This window comes from bacterium (genome assembly GCA_041648665.1).
Classification (GTDB): domain Bacteria; phylum UBA10199; class UBA10199; order 2-02-FULL-44-16; family JAAZCA01; genus JAFGMW01.
The window spans coordinates 1-21693 of the sequence record JBAZOP010000049.1 but is presented as its reverse complement, the minus strand read 5'-3'; the positions used below and the strand labels follow the sequence as shown (position 1 = coordinate 21693).

Genomic DNA, 21693 nt, shown 5'->3' with positions numbered 1-21693 from the left:
CGCAGAGCGCGGCGAGTTGCTTCGAGAATCCCTCGTCGTTCGCTTCCTCCTCTGGATGGAAGCGGAGGTTTTCGAGCAGCATCAGCTGGCCCGGCTCCATCTCCGAGTTGAGTTTCTTCACGGCGTCGCCCACGCAATCCTCGGGCATCAGCACGTCCACGTCTCCCAGGAGCTCGGCGAGCCTTGTCGCCACGGGCTTGAGCGTGTACTTGGGGTTGGGCTTGCCCTTCGGTCTGCCCAGGTGCGAGGCCAGGATCACCTTCGCGTTCTCTCCGAGCGCGTAGCGTATTGTCGGGAGCGCCGCTTTGATGCGGGTGTCATCCCTGATCTGGCCGGAATCGTCGAGCGAGACGTTGAAATCCACGCGGATGAACACGCGTTTTTCAGATATCGCAAGCTCGTCGATGTATTTGATCGTCATACAATCCCTTCCAATAAACTAAAGTTTCTTTCCCATGTACTCAGCCAGGCGCAGCATTTGATGGGTGAAGCCCATCTCATTGTCGTACCACGAGAGGACCTTGACCATGTTGCCGATGGTCTTGGTGTAGCCTGCGTCGACGTTGGAGGCGTGATTGTCGCCCATGAAGTCGACCGACACGCACGGGTCGGTCACATACGCCATAATGCCTTTGAGCTCGCCTTCGGAGGCCTTCTTCAGCGCCGCGTTCACTTCGTCCGCAGTCGCCTGTTTGGAAAGCGTAGCTACCAGATCAACGAGAGATACGTTGAGCGTCGGGACTCGGACCGAGATACCGTCGAGCTTGCCCGCGAGCATGGGCAGCACGAGGCCGACTGCCTTCGCGGCGCCGGTGGTTGTGGGTATCTGCGATACTGCGGCAGCGCGCGCCCTGCGCAGGTCCTTGTGGGGTGCGTCGACGAGCCTCTGGTCGTTGGTGTAGGAGTGGATCGTGGTCATGAAACCGCGTTCGATGCCGAAGCTCTCCTGCAGGACCTTGGCCACGGGCGCCAGGCAATTTGTCGTGCAACTGGCGCCGGAGACTATCGTGTCCTTGGATGCGTCGTAGGTCTCGTGGTTGACGCCGTAGACGAACGTCGGGGTGTCCTTCTCCTTTGCCGGGGCAGAGAGGATCACGCGCTTCGCCCCTGCGCCAAGGTGGGCCGACGCGCTTGCGCGGTCCACGAACCTACCGGTGCACTCCAGCACTATGTCGCACTCCATCGCCTTCCACGGGAGGGCCGCAGGGTCCTTTTCGCTGGTGACCGGAATTTCATGGCCGCTCACCCTGAGCGTTTTCTCGGTGCAGGAGACTTCGCCTTCGAACCTGCCGTGGGCGGAGTCGTACTTGAAAAGGTGGGCCATGACGTCAGGGGTCACGATGTCGTTGATGCCCACGCACTTCATGCTCTTGCCCCGTGCAATTTCCCTCAGCGCAAAGCGGCCGATGCGTCCAAAACCGTTGATACCGATGCGAATCGTCATTCTGTCCTCCTAAGAAATGGTTTTTTAGGGTTATTTTGATTTACAGGGTGGCGGAGTATACAGGTTTGCCTTTTGCCGTCAACGGCAAAAAAGCCCTATTTTTCAATTCGTTTGAGCTGTTCAAGGCCGTCGGTAACTTTGCTTTGCGGCCAGAGCCAAGCCAAAATCGCCGGGAAAAACAAAAGGTTGACGATCAAGATCGCGCCGAGCCCCACGGAGGCGGCTATGCCGATCGATTGGAGGCCTTTATGGTGCGCGAAGATCATGCCGGAGAATCCGGCTATCGTGGTCAGCGTGGTCATGACGATCGAGCCGCCTGTGGTCCGCATCACGGTGGGGAGATCTTTGTATCCCTCTTCCTTGAAGCGATGGAACATGTGCACGCCGCAGTCTATGCCCATGCCGAGGATGATGGGGAGAACGATCATGTTGAAGAAGTTGAAGTTCAGTCCGACCGCGGCCATGACCCCCAGCATGAGAAGCACGCCGCACAGGAGCGGCATCATGGCGATGAACGATTGCTTCAAATTTCTGAAATCAATCAACAGGAGCAGAAACACGGCGGCGAACGAGAGGAGGATCGCCCTCGGCGAATCCTCGATCATCACGGTGAGGACATCGGCGAAGATCACGGAGCTGGATACCGCGTTGTAGGTCTTGCCGTTATCCGCTTTTATTTCGCGGATGTCGCGGGCCAGCTGAATCGCGAGCTTCCCGTCCTTGAGATCGACGCTGGGTTTCAAGAATATGTAGACGAGTTGATTTTGCTCGCCGGTCTCTTTGTCCACGAAGAAATCCTTGATTGCGGAGGGCACGTCCTTCATGACAAATGGTTTTGCCGCGGTGGAATTCTTGAGGCCTTCTATCTTTTCCTTGTCTTCGCCCTTCACCAGCTTGTCTATGACGTCGTCATCGAGAAGTCTCTTTATCTCGGCCATCGCGGGCAGCTTCTCATCCTGGTTTTTGGGCACGAGGCTGTAGACGTTTCTTGCGCTGCTTATCAGCGTGTCCGGCTCCTGCTCCTTAATCTTTTCCACTGCAGCCTTAGCAGCCTCTGAGTCCTCCTTCGAGTGAACGAGGATGACGGAAGGCACGGCCTTCTGTGGGTTGACTCGGTGCTCCAACTCCTGGGCCAGTTCCAGCTGCGGATTGGGGGCGCGGATATTGGCGAAGTTGTAATTGAATTTCAGGAAAAACGCAGCGAGCGCGGCGGAAACGATGAGCAGGGCGGCCAGCACGCGAAGAGACCTGCGGCCGGAAAACACCAGGAGCCTCTCAAGCTTCAGGTTCGTCACCGTGAACGCGCGTTTTCTCAGCAGCGGCGTTTTTTCCTCGATGGCGCGCATGCAAGGCAACATTAGTATGTACGCCAGCAGGATCACCATGACGCCTATGCCTGCGATGAAGCCGAACTCGGTGAACCCTTTGAAGTCGTTCATGATAAGGACGAGGAATGCGGCGGAGGTGGTGGCGGCTGCGGTGAACGAGGAGCGCCCGGTGAGCAGGATCATGGTCTTCATGGCCTCGAAGAGGCCGGCCCCGTTCAAGCGCTCCTCGTAGTACCTCGAGTTGAGCAGTATGCCGAAATCTATGCCCAGGCCTGAGATGATAGAGAAAAGAAACGCCGTTGTCATGTTGAGGTGGCCGATGGCGTGATGCGCGATCGCGAAACTCCAGATCAAGCCGCAGCCGAGGGGCAAAAATACGAAGAGGATCGCCCTGAGCTTCCTGAAGTAAAAAACGACGAGGAACAGCATGCCGAGCCCCGACACGATGCCCGCGATCTTGAGGTCGCGGGTGAGAGAGTCATACTCATGCACGCTGGTGATCACACCCCCCGTGTAGTGGGCCCTGGCGGCGGGGTCGTATTTGTTTATGTCGAATTCGGCGATGCGAGCCCTGATGTGCTCGGAGAATTTTTTGAAGTAGGCGACGTCCAAATCCTCGCCCTTGGGGAAAATGTTGACGAGAAACACCGTCTCCGCGTCGTCGGTGTAGAACTCGCTCGTTATCTTGCCCGAGTACGTCTCCGCGTACTTGTCCTTGAGGTCGTCGAACGTGTCTTTCTTGCCGTCGTCCTCGAACGAAATGTAGAGGCTGCCGAGTTTTTCGCGCTGTATCCTTCGGTCTATTCGGTCGCGCAGCTCCAGGAGATCCTCTTTGGAGGGATAGAAAAGCTTGTGTTCGTCGAAGAAATCGTAGCCGCGTTTGCGCCAGTCGACCTCTTTTATCGCCGGGTCCTTTGAGAGAAACTCGGCCAGTTTCGGGATGATCGGGCGGAGTTTTTCCGGGTCCTTGGTCTCCAGTATGAGAGTGAGGTTCTTCATCTGGCCGAAGATGTCCGTCATCTCGTTGTAGAGTTTGACCGATGCATAGTCGTCGGGGAGCAGCGTGGCGAAATCGGTCTTTATGTTCTTGAAGAGCAGGACCGCCTTCGGGACGCAGAAATATGTCAGCGCGATGAGGCAGATGCCGATCGGGATGAAAAGCCTAAGGGACAGCTTCGTGTATGCGTTGACTATTCTCTCTAACATTTCAGCGCCTTGAAACGGGTTGGGAGCGCGATTTCTAACAGAGCTTGGCGGGCATGGCAAATCATTTGACAGGCTGGGCGGCCGGAGGCTAAGGGTGCGGCCGTGCGAGGATTTTGTGCAAAAGATACTGTGGTTGCGATCGCCACGCCTGCGGGCCCCGGAGGGATAGGGGTTGTGCGCATGAGCGGGCCCTCCTCGCGCGAGATATTCGCTCGCCTCTGGCGCGGCCGCGTCCATCCCTCAGGCTTCGAACCGCGCAAACTCTATCTCGGCAGAGTCGATCTTGCGGATCACGGGTCGCCGATCACGGATCATGTGATGGCCGTCCATATGCCGGCCCCCAATACATATACGGGTGAGGATGTCGTGGAGATATCGTGCCACGGGTCGCAGCCGCTCTTGGCGAAGCTCGTCGATGCGTGTGTTGCTGCCGGCGCAAGGACGGCAGGTCCAGGCGAGTTCACGCGCAGGGCCTTTCTCGCCGGCAAGATGGACCTCGCCCAGGCCGAGGCGGTCTGCGACTTGATCTCCGCAGAGGGCGAACGCGGAGCGAGGATCGCGGCGGAGCAGCTTCAGGGCAGGCTCTCCCGTGAGATAAGGCTCATAGCGGATGCGACGGCGGGCTTGAGGGCGCGGGTCGAAGCTGCGATCGATTTCCCTGATGAGGAGATAGACGGCGAGACGGGCCTGGCCGAAGCGATCACAAACACTCTCAAGTCGTGCGCGCGGCTGGCCTTCACGTTCGAAAACGGCAGGATGATGAGGGACGGAGTGAGGGTCGCCATAGCGGGCAGGCCGAACGCCGGCAAGTCCAGCGTGCTCAACAGGATCGTGGGGTTCGATCGCGCGCTGGTGCACCACGCCCCCGGCACCACGCGCGACGTGGTCGAGGAGCGCGCCTCCATAGACGGACTCGTCTTCTCCTTCCTGGACACGGCAGGGCTGCGCACAGCTGCAGGCGAGGTGGAATCCCTGGGCATCGAGAAATCAAAGGCAGCGATCGCCTCGGCGGACCTCACTCTCGTCGTGTTCGACGGGTCGCGCAGGTTTTCAGGGGAGGACCGCGAGGCGCTGAAGCTGGCTTTGGGCAAAAAGGCGCTCTATGTCGTGAACAAATCGGATCTCCCGCAGAACTTCGACATCGAGGAGCTGGAGGCGGAGCCGGTGCGAACCTCCGCTTTGACCGGCGACGGTTTCGGAGAGTTGGCGAAGAGGCTCGCATGGGAGGCGATCGGCGCCGCGTCCCCCTCAGGGGGCGCCGTCGTGGTCTCGGCCAGGCACAAGTCGCTGCTCGATGCTGCAGGCCGCGCGCTCGAAGGGGCCCTTGCGGAGCTGGCGGAGCGCAGGCCGGTAGAGCTTGTGGCGCAGAGGCTCAGGGCTGCGCACGAGGCCCTAAATGAAATCACGGGGGAGGCTGCCACAGAGGAGCTCCTCGACCGCATTTTCTCAAAATTTTGCATCGGGAAATGACATTGGAATTCAGATCATTGGAATTTATTTGGTCATTGGGATTTGGTGCTTGGAATTTTTGATGGAATGGTATTAGGTCATGGGCATCAAACGAAAGGGGGCAATATGAAGAAGATTTCGTTTTTTGCAGTGTTGGTTGCTGTGGCCTTTGTGGGATGCGGCGGCAGCAGCGGCGGAGGCGGTGGAGACGGCGGGACTGAGCTGCCTGGCCTTGCCGCCTGTGCGGTGCCGGCCGGCTCGGAGACCAGCGGTGTCGTATGCGGCCAGTGCCTTGCGGCCGACGGAGTCACGCCGCTGGCCGGGGCGGAAGTCCTGCTGGGCACGCCGACCGCCAACGTGGCGGCTGAACTAGGCACGATCACCGCCAAAGGCGTCGAAGATCCGACGAAGTGCGTGGCCGACAGCCAGGGCAATTTCGCGTGCCTGGTCCCTGCGGGCACGGCAGGCACCACGGCATTCTATCTCACGTTCGAGGGATTTGATGACAAGACGTTCAACGCCGACATAGTCGCAGGGTCCACGACGGACGTGGGCGATCAGGCCATGACCGGCGACATCTCCGCCAAGTGGGCAGTGGTGCCGGGCGCGTTCGACGGCGTGCAAGTGCTGCTCGCACAGCTCAAGGGATGTACTCTGGATGACGGATCCGGCAATCCGTTCGATCCCGCTACCATGGATGCCGCCGGCGCAAGGACCAGCGCGGATTGCGAGAGCAAGGGGCTCCTGGTGTTGAGCGAAGACACCACCTCGTCGTACTATCCTTCTACCTTCATCGATGCCAACGGCCTCAGCGGATATGCGGCGCTCTTCGTCAACTGCATGGCCGACTACAGCAGCGCCACTACGGATGCGGCACTGCAAGCCTTCTCGACAGGCGGAGGCCACGTGTATTTCTCCGACCTCTCCGACTCATGGCTCGAGGCCGTATTCCCCGGCATAATCACGTGGGGTCCGGCTAGCACGACCACGGGCACTGTCTCGGGCGAAGTGGTAGATACGGGTCTCGCTGCATACGTGGGCACCCCGATCGACATCATATTCGATCTCGGGGGCTGGGCTGATATTGATTCGGTGGCCAGCGGCGTCACAACCTTTATCCAGGGCACGATCTCTCCGCTCAGCACGCTCACCGGCACCCGTCCGATCACTGTGGGCTGGAGGCCGAGCACAACCTCGGGTTGCGTCTTCTACACCTCGTATCACATAGAGGGCGCCTCCACAGGCTCCAACCAGGAGAAGGCGATCAAGTACCTGGTGCAGAATATCAGCACAGTGTGTCAGTGATAACTTCAAGTTGTTGAACAGGGGGCCCCGGGGTTTCCCGGGGCCCTTTTTTCGATCTACAGGGGCGGCATGTCTTACGATGTCATAGTCATAGGCGCGGGGCACGCGGGCTGCGAGGCGGCGCTAGCATGCGCGCGCATGGGGTCGAAAACGCTGCTTCTCACCTCGCGCCTTGGCGCCATCGCCGCCATGAGCTGCAACCCTGCGATAGGCGGCCTGGGCAAGGGCCACATCGTTCGCGAGATCGACGCGCTCGGCGGCGAGATGGGGCGCGCGGCCGATTCCACCGGCATCCAGTTCCGCAGGCTCAATATGTCGAAGGGGCCTGCAGTCCGCGCCACGCGCTGCCAATCCGATCGCGAGCGCTATCACATGTACATGCGCGCCGTCATCGAGGGGCAGGCGGGCCTTGATCTCATCGAGGCGGAGGCCGCAGAGATTGTGGCGCAGAACCATGCGGTATCAGGCGTGCGAACAAAATCCGGCGATTGCATCCATGCCAAGAAGGTCATACTCGCCGCAGGCACGTTTATGCGCGGCCTCATGCACTTCGGCATGGAGCACGTGCCCGGCGGCAGGATAGGCGACGATGCGTGCGACGAGATCTCCGGCTCCCTCGCGCGCATGGGTTTCCCGCTTGCCAGGCTCAAGACCGGCACCTGCCCCAGGCTTGCGCGCGACTCCATAGACTTCTCGAAGTGCGCAAGGCAGGAGGGCGATTTGCCCAGGCCGCGTTTCTCATACGATGATGTCGAAAACATCCTGCCTCAGCTCGCGTGTCACATCACGCATACGACTCAGGAGACGCACGGGGTGATCCGCGCAGGGCTCGACCGCTCGCCGCTGTTCTCGGGGAAGATAAAGGGCGCTGGGCCGAGGTATTGTCCCTCCATAGAGGACAAGGTCGTCCGCTTCCCGGAGAGGGAGAGCCATCACCTCTTCCTCGAGCCGGAGGGGATTGACACGGATTGGATTTACGTGAACGGGCTCTCCACGTCGCTGCCGATGGATATCCAGCGCGCGATGCTTGCAACGATACCTGGTCTGGAGCGCGCCGAGATAGTTCAATCGGGATACGCGGTGGAATACGACTTCGTTCCCCCGACCGAGCTTCGGGCAACCCTCGAGACAAAACGCGTGAGAGGGCTCTACTTTGCGGGCCAGATAAACGGCACTTCCGGATACGAGGAGGCCGCGGGCCAGGGGCTGATCGCGGGGATCAACGCTTCCCTCTCTCTCCGCGGCGAGGTCCCGTTGGTCCTGCGGCGCGACGAGGCTTACATAGGCGTGATGATAGACGACCTGGCGACAAAGGGGACGGAGGAGCCGTACCGCATGTTCACCTCGCGCGCGGAACATCGGCTCATCCTGCGGGAGGACAACGCGGCATCCAGGCTCTCTCCGATAGGGAAACGCGTCGGGCTTGTGCCCAAGGCGAGATGGGAACGATTCAGGGCGGCAGAGGATGAGGTGAGAAGGACGATCGAGATCCTGAGGGAGACGATCGTCTCTCCGACGATCGCGACGAACGAGATCCTCACCTCTCTCGGGAGCGCGCCCATCAGGAAGCAGGAATCTCTCTCTTCCCTGGTCAGCCGGCCTGAGCTCACGATTCAAAAAGTGCTCCTGGGATTCTGCCCTGGACTTGCGGGGTCTGCGTCAGGGGAGCCCGCCGCGCGGGCCGAGATAGAGATCAAATACGCGGGCTACATCGAGGCTGAGAGGGAGGCTGCTGCAAGGCTCGTCGAACTTGAGAAGATGATGATCCCGGACGGCATGATCTTTTCCGATGTGCCCGGGTTGTCCAACGAGGTCAGGGAGAAGATCGCGAGGGTGAGGCCCTCCACGGTCGGGCAGGCATCTCGGATACCGGGCATCACCCCGGCCGCTATCTCGATAATGATGATAGCGCTCAAACGCCCGCGTTGCGGCGCGGCCGATTCAGGGTTATAATCGTATCGAGAGGTGGATATGAAAAAGGGATATCTCAGGATCGCGGGTTTTGCGATAGGAGCTCTTCTCTTGTGGAGCTTCGGCTGTTCCGGCGATGTCCACGCCCCTACGTTGGAGGGGAACCTCCTCGATTATGAGGAGATCGAATTGGCGACCTTCAGCGTCCTGGGCAACGCCGTTTGCTCCACCTGCGGCTCTTCGGACGACTTCGTCGGCATGCAGGCGACGCTCTACCTGAAGAGCGATCCGGCCATGGACCTTGCGGTCCAGATGTTCGATGGTCTCGGGAATTTCGAGATCAAGAACCTGAGGACGCAAAAGGGCGCCGCCATTGTGATGCGGGGCAATCTCTTTTGGGGCGATTCGGTCGACACGGCGCCGCTCACCGCGCGAGCTGAATTCAACGCGCCTGACAACGACGGGGATACGGTTGCGGTGACTCTCGATTTCTCAAGCGCTCAGTGAGCGGACGCTGATTCGCCGTCCGGTTGACTCAGGGCTTTCTTCATGTGGGGCTGCACGAAGAAGGAGAAACCCAGATTGAGCGCCATGTCGGCATTGAAGGAGTTCCCTCCTGGTTTCGGCGTGGGGTGCATGTAGCTGTTGACGTCGAAGCGCACGGCCATCCAACGCATAGGCGTATACACCTTTATGCCTCCGCCTATCACAGCGAGCCATTCCCAGTCCCTGTTTATCTGCATGGATCCTGCGCCCACCGTCAGAAAGAGATCGCAGTCTATGATCGATTTGCCCGCCTTGAACGCCGCATCGTTGGCGATGGATATCGCGCCGAAGAGGGTATGCGAATTGTCGGTCCGGAGGCTCTTGCCGAAGTCGCCTGAGCTGTCCGCCCGGATCGGGTTGTACTGGTATTCGGCGCCGAACGCGAACATCTTGTTTATGTTGAAGTAGTATCGTCCCCCGACGTCCCAGTTGTTGTACCACTCGTCGCCCAGAAAATCGCCGCCGAACACGCCGAACTCGCTCTGAAACTTGCGCCAGTCGTACCCCTCTTCGTCGGCCCTCTTCATGTGCTCTTCCATCATGCTCTCATCTTGGCTCTTCCTCGGTGTGAACTGGGGCGCGGGTTCCCTGCGTTCGACCTGGCGGGCGCCTTTGAGCTCCTTGTATTTGTGGGATGCTTCTGCGGCGCCGGATGCCAGCGATGCTATTGCGAAGGCCAACAGTGCGATTGCTGCGGTCGTTGTCTTCATCGATTTCCCCCGGAGATCGGTTTTACAGCCGGCGCGTGTCTTCCCTCGTGTCCCTGCCGGCCCTGGCGCTGGCAGAAGCGAGGTCCTTCGTCACCTTCCACGCGCTGCCCGGGAAGCTGTGGCACTCGGCCACGGTCTTCTCAAAGGCGCTGAGGAACCGCTCCACGTGCGACTCGTTTATGCACAGAGGCGGCAACAGTTTGATCACGTCGAGTCCGTGGCCCGCCACCTGAGTGAGAACCCTGTGATCCCTCATCATGGGCACGGTTATCATCTGCGGGAAAAGGCTCTTGTTGAGCGCGTGCACCATCTTCCAGCCGGCCCTCAGCGTCAGCGATCTGGGTTCGGAGAACTGGATGCCTATCATCAGGCCCATCCCCCGCACCTCGGAGAGCATCTCGAAGCGGCCCTTCATCGCGCGCACGCCGTCCATTATCATCGCCCCCATGCGCGCGGCGTTCTCGACGATGCCTTCCTCCTCAATGACGTCCAGCGTGGCCAGCCCCGCGGCGGCGGCGAGTATGTTTCTGCTGAAGGTGTTGGAGTGCACCACGCAGTGCTCCATGTCGGTGAAGACCTTGTCGTAGATCGCCCTGCGGTAGCATATCGCGCCGACCGGGACGAACCCGCCGGAGAGCGCCTTGGCCACTGTGACGATGTCGGGTTTCAGTCCCCAGTGCTGGTGCGCGAACATCTTTCCTGTGCGGCCGAAACCGGTCTGCACCTCGTCGCAGATCGTGATCACGCCGTTCTTTTTGCAGAGCGCCTCCGCCTCGGCGTAGAAAACAGGCTCGGCGACGTACACGCCCTTCCCCTGCACCGGCTCGAAGATGAAGGCGGCGACGTCGCCCTTGTCGATCTCGCTTTTCAGCGCCTCGATGTCGCCCATCGGGATCTTTGTGGCGCCGGGGAGCAGATCGCCGAACCCCTTTCTGAACTCGGCGCCGCCGTTGAGCGCGAGAGAACCGGTGGTCAGCCCGTGGAACGCGTGGTCCCAGAAGATGATGCGGGAGCGGCCGGTTGCCTTGCGCGCGAACTTTATCGCGCCTTCGTTCGACTCGGTGCCGGAATTGGTGAAAAAGACCGTGTCCACGCCCGAGGGCATGTAGGAGAGCAGCCTCTCCGCAAGAAGGCCCGCGGCGAGAGGAGCGTCCATCTGGACCATGTTCGGATATTGCAGATCGAGCGCATCCTTGATCGCCTTTATGATTTTTGGGTGATTGCGACCCAGAGCGAAGACACCGTAGCCGGCCAAAAAATCCAAGAAATCGTTTCCATCGGCATCATAGAGGATCGGTCCCTCTGCTCGCACGTATTTGCGGTCAAAGCCTATCGTCCTGAGCACGCGCACAAGCTGAGGGTTTATGTATTTTGCATATAGCTCGTGTCCGCGGCCGGCGTGCGCTTCCAGCAGGGTCTTGATATCTGTGGTCATAGGGGGGTCCTCTGATGTCGTACTTTTGTGGCGGCGATACCTAGCAGAATCTATCTTTATAGGCAACCCATTAATTTTAAAGGGGTTACATGTGCTGTATCCAACCATTTGTGAGGTTGTACTGATGGAGCGCCGCCTCGGCGCTCGCGAACTCCTCCTTTGAAATCCCCCTACCCAAGAGCGGGTCGTCCACTGCGTCGTGGGCAGGGAAGTACTGGCTCATGAGGTTCACCGGGACATCGGGCGATAGCTCGGTTGCCACGAACTCGAAGACCTTCTCGGATCCTGCGAGCCCGCCGGGGAGGACGAGGTGGCGGATCAGGAGCCCGCGCACGCCGATCCCCTCATCGTCCATCGCAAGCGCGCCGACCTGCCTGTACATCTCCTTGAGCGCGGGGCGCACGTGCTCCCAGTAGTCAGGGGCGAGCGAGCAGCGCTGCGCCGCCTCGCGCGTGGAATACTTGATGTCGGGCATGTAGATGTCGATCACGCCGTCCAGGAGGCTCAGCGCATCGAGCCCCTCGTATCCGTTGGAATTGTAAACTATCGGGAGATCGAGTCCGTCCTTTGCCGCGATGGTGAGCCCTGCGAGAAACTGCGGCACCACGTGCGAGGGCGTGACGAGGTTTATGTTGTGCGCACCCCGCTTCTTTAGATCCAGCATCATCTGCGCGAGCCTCTCCGGCGTCACGGCCTTGCCGTGTCGCAGATGGCTTATCGGCCAGTTCTGACAGAAGCGGCAGCTCATGTTGCAGCCTGTGAAGAAGATCGTGCCGGATCCGCGCGTGCCTGAGATCGGAGGCTCCTCGCCGTGGTGCAGGTTCGCGCTTGCCACCCCGGCCCTCTTGCCGATCCTGCAGTAGCCGAGCTCCCCCTTGAGGCGGTCGACCTTGCAGTCGCGCGGACAGAGGCTGCAGGATTTCATCGCCGCATACGCGCGGCCGGCGCGGCGTGCGAGTTCATTGCCCTTTGAGAGGGCAATGTATGCTGGGGATGTCTTTGCGCAGGGCATGGGCTTCAGTAGATCAGCGCGGAGCTTCGCGCATCGATGAGCTCGTCCGGCGTTTCGGCAAGAAGTTTAAGCGTTTCCGGACAGAGCTTTGTAATCGCCTCGCGAAACCGGGACGATCCGGTGAGCAGGTCTATCGCAGGGCGGTCGGCGACGAACTCGTACGGGTCGTGACGCCATTCAAAACCGGAGTTCGAATACATCTTGTGGCAGAGCCATATGAAGGCAAGCCCTGTGAGATAGGGCCTGAACGCCGCTGCATCCGTGATCACCCAGCGGATGCCGTGGCAGAGTTTCCCCTCCCACTTCTGCCTCATTGGGATGAAGGATGTTGGCGCTGCGGTGACGCCCGGGAGCCCCAGCGCGTTGAAGGCCTCCATCAGGTCGTCCGTGTCCATGTAGGGTGCGCCGGCGATCTCGAAGGGAGTGTCCGTGCCTCGGCCCTCGGAGATGTTGGTCGCCTCGATGAGGCACATCCCCGGGTAGAGGAGCGCTGCTGTATACGAACGCATGTTGGGCGATGGGTTGGTCCAAGCGAGACCTGTGTCCTGCCAGCTCATCGACCTCTTCCATCCCTCCATGGCCACGACTGTGACCTTTGCGCCCATGCCCCCCTGATCGTTCATAAGCTGAACGATCTCTCCGATGGTCATGCCATGCCGCACCGGGATCGGAAAGAGTCCTACAAAAGATTGATATCCTTCATCTATTTCAGGTCCTTCGATAAGTTCCCCGCCTATCGGATTCGGTCTGTCGCAGACTATCATCTCCTTGCCTGACTCGACGCACGCCTCCATGCACAGCGCCACGGTCCATATATATGTATAGTAGCGGCTGCCGATATCCTGCAGGTCCACCACGAGCACATCCAGATCCTTAAGCATCGCAGGCGCAGGTTTCAGGGAGTCGAGGTCCCCCCCGTAGAGACTGTAGACCGGCAGCTTGCCCTGGGCGTCCTCGTGCGTCTCCACCGGCTCCATGTCCTGCGCCTTTGTCGCGAATCCGTGCTCAGGGCCGAAGAGAGCGGTTATCTTGGCGCCCGCGTCATTCGCGAGGCGATCCAGGGTGTGTCGGCCCTCTGCATTCAGGCTCGCCGCGTGTGCGAGGAGCCCCACCCGTTTGCCCTTGATAAGGGAGAGTCTCTTCGTGAGCAGGATGTCTATCCCGAGGAGCATGGGGCATCAGTAGCACAAACAGAGGCCCTTGCCATCTGTTTCAAATTGCTTTAGCCATATTCAACTTTCAAAGGGGAGGAAAAATGGAACACTTCGGGAAATCAGGCCTTCCGGATAACGCGTATACCGAACTCAAGCCCGGCCAGTCATACGTCCCGATCGTGCCGGCGGATTCGAAGGTAAAAGAGATCACGTTCAGGTCGATTTTCATCGGCATCATCATGACGGTCCTCTTCTCAGGCGCCGCCGCGTTCCTGGGCCTCAAGATAGCGCAGGTGTTCGAGGCCGCGATCCCGATCGCAATCCTGGCGGTGGGGCTAGGCAGCGTGTTCCGCCGCAAGTCCACGATACTCGAGAACGTCATAATACAATCCGTGGGCGCTGCCTCCGGGCTCATCGTGGCCGGCGCCATATTCACGCTGCCAGCGCTCTATATCCTGGGCCTCGATGAGCACGTGGACCTGTTCCAGCTCTTCGTCTCGGCGACGCTGGGCGGCATCCTCGGCGTGCTCTTCCTGGTTCCGCTGCGCCGCTACTTTGTCTCCGACATGCACGGCAAGCTCCCATTCCCGGAGGCGACTGCGACCACCGAGGTGCTGGTGGCCGGCGCAAAGGGCGGCAGGCAGGCGAAGGTCCTGGCGTTGGCGGCGGTGGTGGGTGGCGTATACGACTTTCTCTCCATTGCGATGCGTGCATGGGCTGAGGAGTTCACCACCGGCATGGTGCAGCTCTTCGCGCCGATGACCGAGAAGGTGAAAGCCGTGCTCTCCATCAACACCGGAGCCGCGGTCATGGGTCTGGGTTACATCGTGGGCCTTCGCTATGCGATGATCATCGCATGCGGTTCGTTCCTGTCCTGGTTCGTCTTCATCCCGGTGATAAACTACCTGGGCGGCTTCGTCACGGTGGCCATACCGCCAGCGGATGCGGACGCGCTGATCGCCTCCATGAGCGCCCACCAGATATTCTCCACATATGTCCGCTACATCGGCATAGGCGCGATATTCGCCGCCGGCCTCATCGGCATAATCAAATCCAGCCCGATCATATTGCAGGCCTTCACCAAGGGCTTCAGGGAGATATTCGCGGCGCGCAAGAAACACGAAGGCGAAAAGGGGGTCGAGCGCACGCAGCGCGATATCCCGATGCCGATCGTGATCGCGGGCATGCTGCTCATCCTCGTTGTGAGTTTCGTATTCTTCAGGTTCTCCGTGCTCGTCGACCAGCTGTCGCCGCTCAAGATCGCCCTGATAGCGGTGGTCGTGGTCTTCGTCATATCCTTCCTGTTCACCACTGTGGCGGCGCGCGCGATCGCAATCGTCGGCATCAATCCGGTCTCCGGCATGACGCTGATCACGCTGATACTCTCGTGCCTGATACTGATCTCGTGCGGGCTCTCGGGTCCCAAGGGCATGATGGCGGCCCTGGTCATCGGAGGCATGGTCTGCACTGCGCTGGCGATGTCCGGCGGGCTCATCACCGATCTCAAGGTCGGCTACTGGATCGGATCCACGCCCTCGCGCCAGCAGTGGTGCAAGATACTCGGCACGGTATTCGCGGCCGTGACGGTGGCGGCCGTGATCGTGATGCTCAACAAGGTCTACGGCTTCGTGCCCACGCCTGAGCATGCGAAGCCGCTCCCGGCCCCGCAGGCAAACGCGATGGCCGCGGTGATCAAGGGAATGATGGCGGCCAAGGGCGCGCCGTGGCTGCTCTACGGCATCGGCGCAGTCATAGCCATACTCATGGAGCTCCTGGGGATAGCGCCGCTGGCCTTTGCGCTGGGCATGTATATCCCGCTTTCCCTCAACACGCCGATATTGGTGGGCGCACTGGTGGCGCACTTCGTTCAGAAGAGCGCGGGCAAGGATGAGGCGCTGGGGAGGGCCCGCCGCGAAAGGGGCACCCTGATCGCATCGGGCTTCATCGCCGGCGGAGCGCTCATGGGGGTCTTTGGGGCGGTGCTCAAGTACATCGAGTCGGAGACGGGCGCGAAGATACTGCCCGACTTCGCCAACGAAGGATCGCTCGGCAACTGGATGGGACTCGTGATGCTCGCAGCGCTTTGCGCGTATGTGTATCTCGATTCCAGGCGTGCGAAGAAAGAGGCGTAAGGAGACGGATTGATTTCGGCCAAACCCCGGCAGGCGAGGGATGCTGCCGGGGTTTTTTTGAAAAATAAACTCATGGGAGATCGATATGGCAAAAAGAGAGACGTTGCTCGATAGGTTTTGCAGGTACGTGAAGGTCGATACCCGCTCCGCTGAGGGCACGGACAACTATCCCTCCACAGAGGGGCAGAAGGAACTCCTCGCGATGCTCGTTAATGATCTCAAGGCCGCGGGGCTAGAAGACGCGGCGATGGACGAGCATGGATATGTGATGGCTACGCTCCCATCCAACATTCCCTCCGGCCACCCTGCGCACGGAAAAGTCCCGACGATAGGTTTTCTGGCCCATGTCGATACCTATCACGAGGTCCCGGGCAAGGACGTGCGCCCGCAGATTCATCGCAACTACGACGGCGGCGACATCGTGATGCCGGGCGACCAAGCGATCGTGATCCGGGTGGCGGATGAGCCCGAGCTGGCGCGCTGCAAGGGTATGACCATCATCACGTCGGACGGCACAACGCTGCTTGGCGCCGACGACAAGGCCGGCGTTGCGGAGATCCTCGAAGCCATCTGGCGGCTCAGGGAAGATCCGAAGCGGCTGCATGGCGCTATCAGGGTCGGGTTCACGCCCGACGAGGAGATCGGCCGCGGGACGGAGCACTTCGACGTCAAGAAGTTCGCGGCAGACTACGCCTATACGGTGGACGGGTCGTCGGTCGGAGAGATCGAGGACGAAACCTTCTGTGCGGACTCAGCGTTCGTCACGATAACCGGCGCCGACGTGCACCCGGGCTACGCAAAAGGAAAGATGGTAAACGCGCTGCGCGCGGGCAGCGACTTCATAATGGCGCTCCCCGCCAACCGCACGCCCGAGACCACGGAGAAGCGCGAGGGGTATTTGCATCCTATTACTATGAGCGGCAACGTTTCGGAGGCGAAGATACATTTCCTCGTGCGCGATTTCACGGTCGATGGGCTCGAGGAGCTAGAGACCGTGTTTAAGCACGCGGCTTCGTATGTGAGCCGCAAACACGGCGCCAAGATAGACGTCGAGATCAAGGAGTCGTACCGCAACATGAAGTACGCGATCGACCGCGACCCAAAGGTCGTGAGCTACGCCGAGGAGGCGATCCGTCGCACGGGCATCGCCCCAAGGCGCAATTCGATCCGCGGCGGGACCGACGGGGCGAGGCTCTCCTTCGAGGGCCTGCTTACGCCGAACCTTTTTGACGGGAGCATGAATTATCATTCGAAGAAGGAATGGGTCCCGCTGGAGTGGATGGAGAAATCCGTCGAGACGATCCTCAACGTGACCGACATCTGGGTGGAAAAATCCGCCTGAAGGAGCGATGCATGGCTCTCAAGATGATCAACACCGATAAGGCACCGAAGGCGATAGGGCCGTACAGCCAGGCGGTGCGCGCAGGCGATATGCTCTTCTGCTCGGGCCAGATACCGATCGATCCTGCTACGGGGAACCTGGAGCTCTTCGGCGGAGATGCGGCTAAGCAGGCGAGGCTCGTGATGGAGAACTTGAAGGCTGTGCTCGCGGCGGACGGGTTTTCGTTCGAGGGCGTCGTGAAGACCACGATATACCTTGCCGACATGGAGAGTTTTGCCGCGGTGAACGAGGTCTATGCGTCGTTCTTCGGAGCGCACAAGCCTGCGCGCGCGACCGTAGCGGTAGCGAAGCTGCCGAAGGGCGTGGGCGTGGAGATAGACGCGATCGTTTGCAAATAGGGAAAGGGAATCGAGACATGGATCTCAGCCTCATGGCGGAGCCGTACAAGATCAAGATGGTCGAGAGCATCAGGATGACGACGCGCCCGGAGCGAGAGAAGGCGATCAAGGATGCGGGGTACAACACCTTTCTGCTCAGGAGCGAGGACGTCTGGATCGACCTGCTCACCGACTCCGGCACGGCTGCGATGAGCGACTACCAGTGGGCGGGGATCATGATGGGCGACGAGGCGTACGCTGGCAGCAGGAACTTCTATTTCCTGGAAGAGGTGATCCGCGACATCATGGGCTATAAGCACGTCGTCCCCACTCACCAGGGCCGCGGCGCTGAGAACATACTTTCGCAATCGCTCATAGAGAAGGGCGATCACGTCGCGGGCAATATGTATTTCACCACGACGAGGCTCCATCAGGAGATGGCCGGGGCCACGTTTCACGACGTGATCATAGATGAGGCGCATGACCCGTCGGCGGATCTCCCGTTCAAGGGCAACGTGGACGTAGCGAAGCTTGAACGCCTGATCTCTGAATACGGGACCGACAGCATCCCTTACGTGAGCATCGGTGCGCCGGTCAACATGGCGGGAGGGCAGCCGGTCTCGATGGCGAACATGAAGGATACCTCCAAGCTTTGCCGCAAGCACGGCATCAAGGTCATCCTGGACGCGGCGCGCATCCTGGAGAACTGCTATTTCATACAGCGGCGCGAGAAGGGTTTTGAGAACAAAACCATCAAGGAGATCTGCCGCGAGTTCTGCTCGTACACCGACGGGTGCACGATGTCGGCCAAGAAGGACGCGTACGTGAACATCGGCGGCTGGCTTGCGATGAATGACGAAAAGCTGTTCATCAAGGCCAAGGAGCTGGTGGTTGTCTACGAGGGACTGCACACCTACGGCGGCATGGCGGGCCGCGACATGGAGGCCTGCGCTCGCGGCTTCAAGGAGGCCGCGGAGAACGATCACATCGTTAGCTGGCGCGTGAGACAGGTGGAGTATCTTGGTGAGAAGCTCATCGCCGCCGACATACCGATAGTGAAGCCCGTCGGAGGGCATGCTGTTTTCCTGGACGCGAAGGCGTTCCTCTCGCATATCCCGCAGGAGGAATTCCCGGCGCAGAGGCTCGCCGCCGAGATATACGTCGAGAGCGGCGTACGCACGATGGAGCGCGGGATCGTCTCCGCAGGCCGGGACCCGGTGACAAAGAGACACCGCTGCCCCAGGCTCGAGCTCGTCAGGGTCACGATCCCCAGGCGTGCGTACACGAACTCCCACATGGACGTGACCGCGGAGACGATAAAGAACGTCTGGAAGCGCAGAAAGGAGATCAAAGGGCTCAAGATGACCTATGAGCCCGAGGCCCTGCGCTTCTTTCAGGCCAGGTTTGAGCCGGCTTGACAGGAAACAATATCATAGACTAGGTTGCGCGGCCCGGTGAATGAAAATTTATTATGCGCCTGTAGCTCAGTGGATTAGAGCACCTGACTACGGATCAGGGGGTCGCAGGTTCGAGTCCTGCCAGGCGCGCCACGATTTTCCGCCAGGAAAATCGTCTTCCATTTTCTATTTTCGATTAATCTATTTTCGGTTTCCCCTGCGGTCCACTTGGCGGAAAATCGAGAAAGTCGAAAATGGATAATGGACAATAGAGGTTAATATGAAGACGATAATTTTTGCAGGGTCGTTTCTTGCGGTGTCTTTGTTGGCCATTTCGCCTGCCCTCGCGCATTCTCCCAACGTTGTGGACGGATATTACGACGTGGAGAGGGGCGAGCTGAATATCACGGTGCAGCACATCGTGAACGACCCCAAGGACCACTTCATCAAAGAAGTGGTCGTCTACAAGGACGGCAAAGAGGTTGCGAAAAAGGAGTTCGATTTCCAGACGAGCCACCGCAACCAGACCATGCCGCCGTTCAAGATACCCGCGTCGATCGGCGACAGCTTCAAGGTCGAAGCGATCTGCAGCGTGTCAGGCAAAGGTGAAGTGGTGATAGAAGTGAAAGATGAAAAACCGGACGTGAGAAAGCTCAACTGAGGCTGATCACTATTCTGGATTTTTTACCGCTCTCCTCCCCGTATCCCCTGGGCCTTTTGTTCTGCGCATCGGGCAGCGGCATTTCAGCCGGCCTGCGGGCCTCGTCTTCCCTCTGCCTCTTCTCGCGTTCCCTGCGGCGCCACTCCTTTATGACTCCGATGGGCATCCTCATGTCGCAGCCTCCACATGGGATTTATTGCAATGCCGAGGCCAGGTGCAGGTCAGCGGCGCTTGTAATAATTTCGTTATTTTTCAAATGGGTTCAACGAAACAAAATCCGTTATGCGACCTGTCCGCGTCAAAATGATGAAGCGTCGGCGATATTTTGACGATCTCCTGCGAGGGATGCATCAGAACTGAAGGATCGTGGAAAGCCTCACCATCCAGGCCATGTTCGCCCTGTCGTTGGGGATCGGTTCCACGATATTGCCCGGATCGATGAGGTTCACGTTGATGTTATAGGCTCGCCCCGGGATCAGGAGGCCTACGTCGAGGACGGTGTAAAGGTAGTTGAAGAGCTGCGCCTCTGCGGAGATGTCAAACTCCATACCGTACCAACGCGAGAACATCGAATCTGCGATCTCGCTGACCGACGGCCAGTTGCCGGCCTGCGGTATGAGATCCGCGAAGTCTATGTTCGTGTTCTTTTTCGGCGCCCAGGCAGTTACGAACTTGCCGCCGACCTTTGCCCAGTCGACCCACGGAGAATCCTTGAATTTGAACTCGTGTTTGTAGCCGAGCGTGAAATACAGCGCGTTGTTCACGTAGTTGCCTGTGATCGATTTGCCTCCGGCGAGATATTCAGTGCCTCCGCCGCCGCCCGCTTTCTGGCCGTAGAGCGACGGGCTCGTTCCCAGGGGCATGTGGAACATCATGAGCGCGATCTGGTAGTCGGGCCTGAATCCGAGCTGAGTGATCTTCGTGGAGAGCGGCGTCTGGTCGCCGTTGGCAAAACCGGCCTGGAACTTCCATGCGCCGCCGAAATTGTATTTGCCCTCCGCCTCGAAGGCGGCGAGAAAGGCCTGCATCGACTGGTCCGGAGGCAGCTGTATGATGCCCTCGCCCGCGCCGAGGCCGGCGAAAGGAATTGCGTCGAGCGCAAGCCCTGTGGAGACCTTGCCTCCTATATAGACCCCCTCGAGCTTGAAGCTGTAGTTGCGCCAGGTGTAGCGCGCATAGAGGTCGGTGAAATAGAGGAACGTGTCGCCGTCGATGCCAGCATCCACGTCATTGCCCAGCGCGTCCTTGACGACCATGGTGGTCGCTCCGTTCGGGCCGTTGCGCCTCCTGATGCCCCCGAACATACCCACCGAGAACGCGGGCTGATCGTATATAAGGATGGCCGCATACTGCTGCGTGTCGCGATTGTTGGATTCAGGGGCGCTGGCGAGGCCGGTGATGCGCGGGTCGAACTGGGCCTCGTAAGCGATGTCCCACAGGACTCCTGCGGTGAATGCGCCGCCGCCTGAGAAACCGTACTGCATGAGATACATTATCCTGTCGGCCGTGTCGCCGAAGTCGCCCTGCAGTTCGTTGCCGTCGTTCTGGAATATGCCCAACCCCCAGTTGGACGGCTGGCGGCCGGCCCTGAATTTTCCGATCGGTGTCTGGATGTCCATCCAGACCCTGCGCATGTTGAGCGCGCCGTTCTCGCCCACGTGATCCGGGCCCACCATGTAATAGGATCCGGCTCCCGGCGGAAGGGTCTGCTCGCCCACCACCGGCGCGATTATGTTGAGCTCACGCGTGTCGCTCGTGCCGAACAGGATATTGTCCAGGATGTCGAGTGTCGATTGCACGGATAGCCAGTCGTTGAGCTTGAGGGTTGGGTTGAGTCTCAGCCTCATCTGGTTGTACTGAATGAAGCCGAAGCGGTCGTTGTTGTAAGGTATGTCGGAATTGGCGCCCTGGAGGTCCAGGTTGTCTACCCCCACGACCCTGAGCCTGTAGTAGCCGTGGCTGGAGAAGCTCAGCGCATGGGCTGAAAACGAGGCCAGGAGCACGACAGCGAATCCGACGGCAAATATCGCCGATCTGATCGATTTGTTTGCAGAAAAAAGCGAGGCAGTGCGCAAGATGATTCCCCCAAAAAGTTGGTGCATTATAACACGTTGATTTTCTTGGGGTCAATAAAACTTCAGCATCATAAAAAAGAGGTGGCCCCTCTCGGGACCACCTCTTTGGCTGATGAGCCTTATTCAGCTGCTAGTACATGTCTCCCATGCCGCCGCCGTGCGGCATCTGGGGCATGGTCTTCTCTTCCTTCGGCTTCTCGGTGACCATC

18 protein-coding genes and 1 tRNA gene are annotated in these 21693 nt (G+C 59.6%); 10 read left to right on the top strand and 9 right to left on the bottom strand.

Translation table 11 applies throughout. The features are described 5' to 3' along the window. The 3 genes from pgk to WC683_13535 form a co-directional block, all read right to left on the bottom strand. The coding region (gene pgk / locus WC683_13545) for a phosphoglycerate kinase (protein MFA4973629.1) at positions 1-421 on the bottom strand (421 nt) is incomplete at its 3' end. An 18-nt stretch (positions 422-439) separates the two neighbouring features. Further along, positions 440-1444, bottom strand: coding sequence for a type I glyceraldehyde-3-phosphate dehydrogenase (gene gap / locus WC683_13540; GenBank protein MFA4973628.1), 1005 nt, complete (start codon positions 1442-1444; stop codon positions 440-442). A gap of 95 nt (positions 1445-1539) precedes the next feature. After that, a complete protein-coding gene (locus tag WC683_13535) occupies positions 1540-3978 on the bottom strand; it encodes an MMPL family transporter (protein MFA4973627.1) in 2439 nt (812 codons plus the stop codon). Between the two features lie 102 nt (positions 3979-4080). Here WC683_13535 and mnmE point away from each other — a divergent pair, with 102 nt between their 5' ends. From mnmE to WC683_13515, 4 genes are all read left to right on the top strand, one after another. Next, positions 4081-5448, top strand: a complete 1368-nt coding sequence (mnmE, locus tag WC683_13530; protein MFA4973626.1) for a tRNA uridine-5-carboxymethylaminomethyl(34) synthesis GTPase MnmE — start codon at positions 4081-4083, stop codon at positions 5446-5448. 105 nt (positions 5449-5553) lie between these two features. After that, positions 5554-6732 carry a hypothetical protein gene (locus WC683_13525; GenBank protein ID MFA4973625.1) on the top strand — a complete coding sequence of 393 codons (1179 nt, stop codon included), beginning with the start codon at positions 5554-5556 and terminating at the stop codon, positions 6730-6732. A gap of 69 nt (positions 6733-6801) precedes the next feature. Beyond that, a complete protein-coding gene (gene mnmG / locus WC683_13520) occupies positions 6802-8685 on the top strand; it encodes a tRNA uridine-5-carboxymethylaminomethyl(34) synthesis enzyme MnmG (protein MFA4973624.1) in 1884 nt (627 codons plus the stop codon). Between the two features lie 18 nt (positions 8686-8703). Next, the gene (locus WC683_13515) at positions 8704-9150 is read left to right on the top strand and encodes a hypothetical protein (protein ID MFA4973623.1); all 447 of its coding nucleotides are present in this window, start codon (positions 8704-8706) and stop codon (positions 9148-9150) included. Here WC683_13515 and WC683_13510 read toward each other — a convergent pair. From WC683_13510 to WC683_13495, 4 genes are all read right to left on the bottom strand, one after another. After that, positions 9144-9899, bottom strand: coding sequence for a hypothetical protein (locus WC683_13510; protein MFA4973622.1), 756 nt, complete (start codon positions 9897-9899; stop codon positions 9144-9146). The genes WC683_13515 and WC683_13510 overlap by 7 nt on opposite strands. Before the next feature lie 22 nt (positions 9900-9921). Beyond that, positions 9922-11334 carry an aspartate aminotransferase family protein gene (locus tag WC683_13505; GenBank protein ID MFA4973621.1) on the bottom strand — a complete coding sequence of 471 codons (1413 nt, stop codon included), beginning with the start codon at positions 11332-11334 and terminating at the stop codon, positions 9922-9924. An 85-nt stretch (positions 11335-11419) separates the two neighbouring features. Continuing rightward, on the bottom strand, positions 11420-12259 hold the full coding sequence (locus WC683_13500; protein MFA4973620.1) for a radical SAM protein: 840 nt from the start codon (positions 12257-12259) through the stop codon (positions 11420-11422). A 92-nt stretch (positions 12260-12351) separates the two neighbouring features. Then, positions 12352-13518, bottom strand: coding sequence for a DUF1343 domain-containing protein (locus WC683_13495; GenBank protein MFA4973619.1), 1167 nt, complete (start codon positions 13516-13518; stop codon positions 12352-12354). Positions 13519-13601: 83 nt separating this feature from the next. On the opposite strand from WC683_13495, the gene WC683_13490 reads away from it, so the two are divergent. The 6 genes from WC683_13490 to WC683_13465 all read left to right on the top strand — a co-directional run bounded on the left by WC683_13490 (position 13602) and on the right by WC683_13465 (position 19409). Next, positions 13602-15632, top strand: coding sequence for an oligopeptide transporter, OPT family (locus WC683_13490; GenBank protein ID MFA4973618.1), 2031 nt, complete (start codon positions 13602-13604; stop codon positions 15630-15632). An 85-nt stretch (positions 15633-15717) separates the two neighbouring features. Continuing rightward, entirely contained in the window at positions 15718-16974 is a 1257-nt protein-coding gene (gene pepT, locus WC683_13485) for a peptidase T (protein MFA4973617.1), read from the top strand. A gap of 11 nt (positions 16975-16985) precedes the next feature. Then, the gene (locus tag WC683_13480) at positions 16986-17372 is read left to right on the top strand and encodes a RidA family protein (GenBank protein MFA4973616.1); all 387 of its coding nucleotides are present in this window, start codon (positions 16986-16988) and stop codon (positions 17370-17372) included. 17 nt (positions 17373-17389) lie between these two features. Then, complete coding sequence (locus WC683_13475; protein ID MFA4973615.1) at positions 17390-18769, top strand: tyrosine phenol-lyase; 1380 nt, start codon at positions 17390-17392, stop codon at positions 18767-18769. A 55-nt stretch (positions 18770-18824) separates the two neighbouring features. Beyond that, positions 18825-18901: transfer RNA gene (locus tag WC683_13470), tRNA-Arg, on the top strand. Positions 18902-19028: 127 nt separating this feature from the next. Next, on the top strand, positions 19029-19409 hold the full coding sequence (locus WC683_13465; GenBank protein ID MFA4973614.1) for a hypothetical protein: 381 nt from the start codon (positions 19029-19031) through the stop codon (positions 19407-19409). Here WC683_13465 and WC683_13460 read toward each other — a convergent pair. Together WC683_13460 and WC683_13455 are read right to left on the bottom strand one after the other, a co-directional pair. After that, entirely contained in the window at positions 19402-19581 is a 180-nt protein-coding gene (locus WC683_13460; GenBank protein ID MFA4973613.1) for a hypothetical protein, read from the bottom strand. The two genes, WC683_13465 and WC683_13460, sit on opposite strands and share 8 nt — an antisense overlap. Positions 19582-19759: 178 nt before the next feature. Next, positions 19760-21412 carry a hypothetical protein gene (locus WC683_13455; GenBank protein MFA4973612.1) on the bottom strand — a complete coding sequence of 551 codons (1653 nt, stop codon included), beginning with the start codon at positions 21410-21412 and terminating at the stop codon, positions 19760-19762. Positions 21413-21693 lie beyond the last annotated feature (281 nt).

Coding starts and splice junctions, on each gene's coding strand:
- WC683_13510 (MFA4973622.1), bottom strand. CDS start 9,899: ATGAAGACAACGACCGCAGCAATCGCACTGTTGGCCTTCGCAATAGCA.
- WC683_13505 (MFA4973621.1), bottom strand. CDS start 11,334: ATGACCACAGATATCAAGACCCTGCTGGAAGCGCACGCCGGCCGCGGA.
- WC683_13500 (MFA4973620.1), bottom strand. CDS start 12,259: ATGAAATCCTGCAGCCTCTGTCCGCGCGACTGCAAGGTCGACCGCCTC.
- pepT (MFA4973617.1), top strand. CDS start 15,718: ATGGCAAAAAGAGAGACGTTGCTCGATAGGTTTTGCAGGTACGTGAAG.
- WC683_13460 (MFA4973613.1), bottom strand. CDS start 19,581: ATGAGGATGCCCATCGGAGTCATAAAGGAGTGGCGCCGCAGGGAACGC.
- WC683_13490 (MFA4973618.1), top strand. CDS start 13,602: ATGGAACACTTCGGGAAATCAGGCCTTCCGGATAACGCGTATACCGAA.
- WC683_13480 (MFA4973616.1), top strand. CDS start 16,986: ATGGCTCTCAAGATGATCAACACCGATAAGGCACCGAAGGCGATAGGG.
- WC683_13475 (MFA4973615.1), top strand. CDS start 17,390: ATGGATCTCAGCCTCATGGCGGAGCCGTACAAGATCAAGATGGTCGAG.
- gap (MFA4973628.1), bottom strand. CDS start 1,444: ATGACGATTCGCATCGGTATCAACGGTTTTGGACGCATCGGCCGCTTT.
- WC683_13525 (MFA4973625.1), top strand. CDS start 5,554: ATGAAGAAGATTTCGTTTTTTGCAGTGTTGGTTGCTGTGGCCTTTGTG.
- mnmG (MFA4973624.1), top strand. CDS start 6,802: ATGTCTTACGATGTCATAGTCATAGGCGCGGGGCACGCGGGCTGCGAG.
- WC683_13495 (MFA4973619.1), bottom strand. CDS start 13,518: ATGCTCCTCGGGATAGACATCCTGCTCACGAAGAGACTCTCCCTTATC.
- WC683_13465 (MFA4973614.1), top strand. CDS start 19,029: ATGAAGACGATAATTTTTGCAGGGTCGTTTCTTGCGGTGTCTTTGTTG.
- WC683_13535 (MFA4973627.1), bottom strand. CDS start 3,978: ATGTTAGAGAGAATAGTCAACGCATACACGAAGCTGTCCCTTAGGCTT.
- WC683_13515 (MFA4973623.1), top strand. CDS start 8,704: ATGAAAAAGGGATATCTCAGGATCGCGGGTTTTGCGATAGGAGCTCTT.